We start from the raw sequence: 7,997 nt of genomic DNA, 5'->3' as shown, positions 1-7,997 counted from the left end.
GCGATCGTCGGCAGCGTCAGATGTGTATAAGAGACAGGTCCTATGGGTTGTGAAAGAAACCTTGCCGGAATCCTACCTTTTTTTCAGTTAAGAGCGATTATTCAAGAGGTAAGAGCGATTATTCGGATTTAAGAGCGTTAATCCAAATGTAAGAGCGATTATCGAAATTTATGATCGATCGTAGTTTTTCCAATAAGAAAAATGAAATAATTGAGGAGAATTCCTATGGGTTGTGGAAGAAACCTTGCCGGAATAATAACTTTTCCCCATTAAGAGCGATTATTCGGATGTAAGAGCGTTAATCCAAATGTAAGAGCGATCATCGAAATTTATGATCGGTTGTAGCTTTTCTAATAGGAAAAATGAAATATAGAGGAGAAGTCCTATGAGGTTGTGGAGGGAACCTTGCCGAATAGTAACATTCTCCCGATTAAGAGCGATGATTCAGATTTAAGATCGTTTAGGGAATTTATGATCGGACAATAGATGATTTGACACTAAATTGAATGGGGGAGGAACAAGAAGTACGAGGACCGGAGCGAAGGAAGCTGAGAAAGGATCCGTCGCTCATCACCATCCAGGAGTCCGAACAGGGAAGGTAAGCTCGAGCGCCGATGGTAGTTGGAGGATTAAGGAGCTTCTCCTAAAAACGCCGCATCCGTCCATGTGGCAACGGAGAAGTCAGGCATCCTGTGCAAGTTCCTTTGAGAGTAGGACGCCGCGTGCTACGAAAGATCAGTCGATAAGACCGGTCTTTTTTGATAATTGATTTTCCCGGTTGTCTTGACTTAATTTTTAACCCCTGATTGAAACCAAAAAGCCGCTCGGATAAAAGAACGGCTTCTTGCATGAGCTATTAAATTGAACGATCAAATAGTTTTTTATAATCATTAGTTAGGAAAGCAGGATAAGTTAGGACTCGTATCCATCCCCATATCCACCTTGTCCTCCATCATACCCGCCGCTATATCCTCCACCATATCCATACCATGGGTAGTAAGGATATGGCCGAGGCCGATAATAGTACGGGTAATAATATGGGTAATAATAATAAGGATAGTATGGCCGCGGTCTGGGTCTAGGTCTAGGCCTTGGCCGCGGGTAAGGATAATAATAAGATTGTTGTCTATCATCCATATATCCAGCGTGATCATTTTCGTTTAGGAACATGTTCTGTTCTCCAGGGTTTACATTTTGAAAGTCCAAAATTAACGCCTCCTCAACTTTATCTTTCTCACCCTTTACCGTATGCTAATACCTGCTGAATGGAGCAAGTCTAATTTATGCAGGCAAAGGTTACAATAATAAGAGGAGAGACCTTTTGTGACTAAGAATATTTTGGATCATTGCGAATCTATGTTAAAATTGTTTTGACTCTGCATTCTATATGGGAGGAATGGACGTTGGAAGCTAAAAACGATCCCTCTTCAAAAAAATCAACGGTACATGCGTTTTCTATATGGTTAACCAACCAAGGTAAATCGGAAAGTACAATAAAGACATATACGGGTGTTCTCTCGCAATTTAGTGATTGGAGCAAAATGGAGGTAAACCAGGCAGAAGCAGAAGATGTACAAGCCTATCTAGACTATTTGGATTATTCAAATAAAAGCGCGGGCACAATCGAGAAGCATTTTATAGCATTGAGTATGTTTTTTAAGTATTTGGGTTCTCCACAGTTGTTGGCAAACATTGAACGAAAAGAAAAAGAGCAGAAGAAAGAAGTTCCCGACACGTTAAATGTTTTAGAACAAGCAGCGTTATTGAAAGAAATTGAAAGAGACGGTAACTTACGGAATATTGCTATCGTATATACCCTTTTGCATACAGGAATACGCGTCTCTGAGTTGTGTGATCTGAATTGCAACGATATCATTGCAGAGAAAGACCGAATATATATTTCGGTTCGCAACTCAAGTGGTGAAATCGATCGGGTGGTTCCTCTCTCTTCTGATGCGGCCATGCATTTGGAGAACTATCAAAACAACAAGAAAGAAGAAACGGGAGTTCTCTTTATCTCGAGCTATAATCAGCGAATTACACCGCGTTCCGTCCAATATATGCTAAAGAAGTATGACGTCCATCCACACAAGCTTCGGCATACTTTTTGCAAACAGCTGGTGGATAAAGGAGTGAATCTTCAAACTGTGTCACAGCTAGCGGGTCATAAGGATTTAAATATAGCTAAACGTTATCTAAATGAAGACAAATCCTGTTTGGATGATGCGATTGACATGGCATTTTCCAAGTAAGGAAGATCGAAGTACATACAAGCTTCATTTCAAATATAAAAGGGACCGCTATCTGCGGTCCCTTTTCACATTGTTATTTAGTTTCGGCTTGTTTCTTTTTTCGAAATTTGGTGATGAACTCGTATACGACCGGAACTATGACAAGAGTTAATAGCGTGGAGCTTGTTAATCCACCGATCACGGTGACGCCAAGTCCTTTGGACACCAATCCGCCGCCTTCTGCCCCGATCGCCAGTGGAATTAATGCTCCGACTGTGGCAATCGCCGTCATCAAAATCGGGCGGAGACGTGTTGCTCCAGCTTCCAACAGGGCTTCTCTTGTTGAGATGCCTTCTTCTTCCTTTTTGATGACACGGTCGATTAATACAATTGCATTGGTAACGACGATCCCGATCAGCATTAATGCCCCGATAAGAGCAGAAACACTCAGAGTTTCTCCGGCAATAAACAAGCCCAATAGTCCGCCTATTATTGTGAAGGGTAAGGAGAACAGTATGGCTATTGGTGCTAGGCCGCCATGGAACGTCATGACCAATATCAAGTAAACAATCGCGATAGCAGCAAGCATCGCCAGTCCAAGCTGACTGAAGGATTCGTTAATTTGTTCAGATACGCCGCCAAAGGAGATGCTTGCATTGCCCGGCAGGTCGATATCGTCAACTTCTTTTTTTACATCATCTGTTACTTTTGAAACATCATCTGTCTTGATTTTGGCTGAAACGGATGCGTACACTTTTCCGTCACGTCTCGTGATGGTATCAGACGATTTTCCTTCTTCGATTTTGACAACATCCTTGAGTGGAATTTCCGTCCCAAAAGGCGAGGTAATCGTCTTATTTTCTAAATCCTTTTTATCTTCGTATTGATCTGCTTGAGCTTCGATATAGACATTTACATCTTTGCCTTCTTTTTTAATGGTTGTTAAGGTTTCGCGTTCACCGGTATTCGATAAAGCCATGCCAATTTGGCCCGCGGTGATGCCTAAATCGCTTAACTTGTCCTGGTCGGCAACCAGTGTGTATTGATCATATGATTCGGAAATACTGGAATCCACATCTTTCAGTTCTTTCTGGTCTTTAAGGATGTTCATTGTTTTGTCGACGATTGGCTGAATTTGCTCAATGTTTTCGCCATAGACATTCAAGCTCAGTTCGTTGCTTGCACCGGTTCCAGTAAAGTCTTGTGATTTCCATTCTCCTTTTGTAGAGAACTCCTGGAGGTCTTTCAAGACTTTATCCTTTTCTTTATCAAAATTATTTGTGTCAGGATCGTACATCACATAGAATAACGCGGAATTATCCGGTCCCATGCCCATAGGGTTTTCTCCGCCGACTGTATACTGGACAGAGTCAACGTTTTTTCGGTCCATGAAATATTTCTCTGATTGTTCAGTGGCTGCTTCCACGTCTTCTTGCTTCTCGCCCGGAGCAGGCTTATACGTGATAATCATTGTTTTTTCTTCTTCAGAAGGAAGGAAGCTTACTCCGATTACCGGAACCAGGAATAAACTTGCAGCCAGAAGAACGATTGCCAGACCAAATGTCACAAGCTTATGGTTTAGTGACCAATTAAGGACATTTCGGTAAAAGCCTGATAGTCTGCTTTGTCTCTCCTCGTGTGCCTTGCCCTTTAAACCTTTTTTAAACAAAGAGTGAGCCAACGAAGGCACAATTGTAACTGCTACGAGCAAGGATGCAAGCAGGGCGAAGACAATGGTGAGAGCGAAAGGAAGAAAGAGTTCTCCAACTGGCCCTTTTACAAGTCCTAACGGCAAGAAAACAGCAATTGTCACAATCGTCGATGAAAAGATTGGAACAAACATTTCTTTTGTTGCTGCACGAATCAGTTCTTTGCCGGTTAACTTTTCGTTAGGTAAAGCCATTCTCCTGAATATATTTTCGACAACAACGATCGAGTCATCGATTACACGTCCGATTGCTACCGTCATGGCACCAAGAGTCATGATATTAAGGGAAATGTCCATTTGTTTCAATACAAGAATAGCGATCAGTAAAGATAATGGTATCGAGATGATCGAAATGATCGTTGACCGTATATTTCTTAAGAAAAGCAGAATAATCAGCACAGCGAAAAGTCCGCCAATTATCGCTTTACTAAGCATCGTTTCTACGGAATCTTCGATCGGTTTTCCTTGATCGAGCGTAGTGTGGATTTCCGCGCCGTCATATTCTTTTTCAAACTGTTTGATTTCATCCTTTACTGCATTGACAACATCCACTGTATTGGCCTCAGGTGATTTAGTTACCTGAATGCCGATTGATTCCTGTCCGTTCGTTCTGGAAATGGATTCTGCTTTACCGATGATTTTAACATCTGCAATGTCAGACAGCTTTACTTTTTGCATTTCCGGGGCCTGTGTTTGGCCAGGAGCTGCTCCCTGACCTTGGCTGCCCTGTGTCATTGGGCCTTGCGGGATCCCTTGACCGCCTGCGTTAGATCCGGCTGGTCCCTGGGGAGCTCCCGGCGGGCCTTGTCCTTGCATGCCCTGTGGAGCCTGGGCAGGAGCTTGGCCCTGTGCTGCAGGAACAACAGGTATCTCCACATTCTTTAAGTCATCTAAAGTTGTAATATTCCCATCTACGACAATGGTTTTTTCTTCATCTTTGAAATTAAAGAGTCCGAGGGGGAGGGAGACATTGGAACCTTGGACGATTCCTTTAACAGTCTGCTCATCCAAGCCGTATTGGTCCATCTTTTTCTTATCATATGTCAAAACGGCTTCTTCCACTTGCTGGCCGGAAATGGTAACTGATGATGCACCCTCCAGTCCTTCAAGCTTCGGTACTAAGTTTTCTTCCACTTGCTTCGTTAACTGTGGCAAATCTGCATTTTTATTGGTTACACTAAGTGCAGCAACCGGGAAGGCATTCAGGTCAATTCTGGAAACTTTAGGTTCCTGTGCCCCTTCAGGAAACTCGAGGCTGCTTATCGCTTCCTTTACTTCATCGACTGCCTTGTCCATATCCTTATCATAGTTATATTCCATTTGGATAGAAGAGACATTAGCCATAGAAGAGGAGCTTACCGCATCGACTCCGGATAGATTGCTGATCCTCTTTTCGATGGGTTCTGAAATCTTTTCCGCCACATCTGCAGGAGCTGCGCCAGGATATACGGAAGAAATACTTATTACGGGAGTGGAGATACTAGGCAGTGTTTCTAGTTTCATATTCATTCCCGAGTATAAGCCGGCCACTGTGATGATGATCGTTAACAGCCAGATGGCCAGTTTATTCTTTAGAGAAAACGTAATAATCGAATTCAAGCAAAACCCTCCATGTTTAAGTTTGTGACTGGTCGGTCATAACTTAAAATATAAGGGAAATGGTTTTGTAATGCAATAATAAGTTACTATATTTATTATTACCATTGTTCTTTACAAAAAGTTAATATAAAATAAAAACATTCGGGTGACTGCCCAGTCATTGTAAGCAAAAACTATTTTATCTAATTGTTAGGATGGATTCCTATGAATGAAAAACGAAAATTGATTATAGATGTTGCTGTCAAATTATTTTCTGCTAAAGGATATCACGCCACTTCCATCCAGGAGATTGTCGAGGGATGTGATATCGCGAAAGGCTCCTTTTATAATTACTTTAAATCAAAAGAGGAGCTTCTTGTCTCTATCTTTAGGTTTTTCTTCGATACGTTGAAGCAACAGCTTCTGCAATTGGAAAACGATGATACCCTGGATGTGAAGCAGAAATTCACGAAACAAATAGATGTCCATCTTCAGCAATTTACGGTTAATACCGACTTTATCCAGATGTTTGCGCGGGAACAAATGGTTCATATCAGCGAAGAACTCGATCAATTTATGCTGCAGGTAAGAAAGGAAACCTTTGAATGGCTCGAAGATAAGATTATCGATTTATATCCACAGATGCCAAAAGAATATAAAGTGGATTGCGCGATCATTCTTGGCGGGCTGTTAAAGCAATATGTATCCATCTTGTTCTTTGACAAAGACAGTAGGATTAAAGAAAAAATTGCGCCATTTTTATTGAACCGTCTCGATTCTATTGTTGAAGGTTTTAATAAGCACAAGGATCCGTTGTTTAAGACTGTACCGTTTGGTTCATGTATCGAAAAGGAACCCGATGCAAAGAAACAACTGCAGACGTTAGTATCCCGCCAAATTGAAATGAGAAAAGGAAGTACAGAAACGAAGAAAGAAGATAGGAAAACGTTGGATGTACTTTTTGCTGTACAAAAGGAATTAGCGGAAGATACCCCAAATAAAATTATCCTTGAGAGCCTTTTGCTGATGTTTGAAAGCAGGGATAATCAAGATGCAGATCTTAGCAGGGTAATAGAAGCTATGAACGATTATTTGTCACGGGAACCGCTTGATTAAGGATTGTATGCTAACTGTCAGAGCTCCTTCTTTATTCATTAAAATATGAAACAGGAATCGCTCATTGGCGGTAGAGCCATTATAAATCCCGGTGTTGCAATAGGAAATAATGCAGTAATTGCTTCGGGAACTGTAATAACAAAAGATGTGCCTGATAATAAATTATTGAAAGCTGACTTACAACATTATTTGCACCAGAACAAGGGGCAGGTTTCAAACCTTCCGAAACAGGTAAACTGTATAGTAAGGTGATTAATAATCGAAGTAGTGGGTGAAATGAGATGAAGTGGAAAAAAGGACTGCTCATTTATAATCAAAATGCTGGTAAAGGCAAGATAGAGAAAACACTCGGGGATTGTCTACCGGTTCTTGCGCCAAATATTGAAGAATTCCTTCTCTTGCAAACGAAAGAGCAGGGCGATGCTCAGAAGTTATGCCAGGAGTACGGAGAAGAAATGGATGTACTCTTCATTCTCGGCGGTGATGGTACGGTACATGAGTGTATTAACGGTCTTTCAGGTCTGGAAAAGCGGCCATCGGTTGGGATTTTGCCAGCGGGAACGTGCAATGATTTTTCGCGGACACTCAATATCCCGCAAAATATACGTAGGGCAGCTGAAGTCATGGTGGAGGGTGAGACCGTTCTGATTGATGTTGGAAAGGCAGAGAATGATTATTTCTTAAATTTTTGGGGTATCGGGCTCATTGCCGAAACATCTACTAATATTGACCCGCAGGAGAAAAATATATTAGGGAAAATCAGTTATTTCTTGAGTGCATTCAGAACGATAAACGAAAGCGATCCTTTTCGCTTTAAAATGGTCTATGATGGGAAAGTGATAGAGGATGAAGCGATTATGATTCTTGTTGTCAATGGTAATTTTATTGGGACAAACACGCTTCCTTTTCCACTTATCAAGCCAGATGATGGCCTTTTGGATGTAATCATTGTGAAAAATTCGAATCTCGGTGTTTTTAAAGAGGTTATGGAAATGAAAAGAACGTTGAGTGAAAGTACAGATCCTGAGTCCGGGGTTATGTATTTTCAGGCAAAGGAACTCCAAATAGAATCGGATCGTGAAATGGATGCCGACATGGATGGAGAAATCTATTTACAAACACCTGCCGGTCTATCGGTCCTGAGACATCATCTTGCTATGTTGTGCGGACCAGCAGCAATAAATAAAGGTCAATCTACAGCTTTTTGAAGGGTGAATGCCAATGCCCTCAAAAGGTGACTGGATTGGCCTTTTTTCTAGTCGTTTAGACGTATCCTGGCTTTTTGTGGAAAAGTTTTTGTCGTTCATTGTTCACATCCTGCCATTTTAAGATAAAATAAGAGATAACATACTTATTTATTTCAC

At 41.4% G+C, this 7,997-nt stretch carries 5 protein-coding genes and 1 pseudogene; 4 read left to right on the top strand and 2 right to left on the bottom strand.

The window, feature by feature from the left end; all coding sequences use genetic code 11:
- Nucleotides 1–890: 890 nt before the first annotated feature.
- Complete coding sequence (locus ELQ35_RS17830) at nt 891–1,133, bottom strand: hypothetical protein (RefSeq protein WP_185861822.1); 243 nt, start codon at nt 1,131–1,133, stop codon at nt 891–893.
- A 270-nt stretch (nt 1,134–1,403) separates the two neighbouring features.
- Between ELQ35_RS17830 and ELQ35_RS17825 the strand changes: the two genes are divergently transcribed.
- On the top strand, nt 1,404–2,252 hold the full coding sequence (locus ELQ35_RS17825; RefSeq protein ID WP_246026121.1) for a tyrosine-type recombinase/integrase: 849 nt from the start codon (nt 1,404–1,406) through the stop codon (nt 2,250–2,252).
- A 73-nt stretch (nt 2,253–2,325) separates the two neighbouring features.
- On the opposite strand, the gene ELQ35_RS17820 is transcribed toward ELQ35_RS17825, so the two are convergent.
- Nucleotides 2,326–5,538, bottom strand: a complete 3,213-nt coding sequence (locus tag ELQ35_RS17820) for an efflux RND transporter permease subunit (RefSeq protein ID WP_126866560.1) — start codon at nt 5,536–5,538, stop codon at nt 2,326–2,328.
- Between the two features lie 204 nt (nt 5,539–5,742).
- Here ELQ35_RS17820 and ELQ35_RS17815 point away from each other — a divergent pair, with 204 nt between their 5' ends.
- The 3 genes and pseudogenes from ELQ35_RS17815 (at nt 5,743) to ELQ35_RS17805 (ending at nt 7,841) form a co-directional block, all read left to right on the top strand.
- A complete protein-coding gene (locus ELQ35_RS17815) occupies nt 5,743–6,633 on the top strand; it encodes a TetR/AcrR family transcriptional regulator (RefSeq protein ID WP_126866559.1) in 891 nt (296 codons plus the stop codon).
- 63 nt (nt 6,634–6,696) lie between these two features.
- A pseudogene (locus ELQ35_RS23225) lies at nt 6,697–6,885 on the top strand (hypothetical protein); the annotation flags it as partial.
- A 29-nt stretch (nt 6,886–6,914) separates the two neighbouring features.
- Entirely contained in the window at nt 6,915–7,841 is a 927-nt protein-coding gene (locus tag ELQ35_RS17805; protein WP_126866558.1) for a diacylglycerol/lipid kinase family protein, read from the top strand.
- Nucleotides 7,842–7,997 lie beyond the last annotated feature (156 nt).

The sequence above is a fragment of the Peribacillus cavernae genome (assembly GCF_003989135.1).
Lineage (GTDB): Bacteria > Bacillota > Bacilli > Bacillales > DSM-1321 > Peribacillus > Peribacillus cavernae.
The sequence above is the reverse complement of the archived record's forward strand: the minus strand, read 5'-3'. Positions and strand labels throughout refer to the sequence as shown.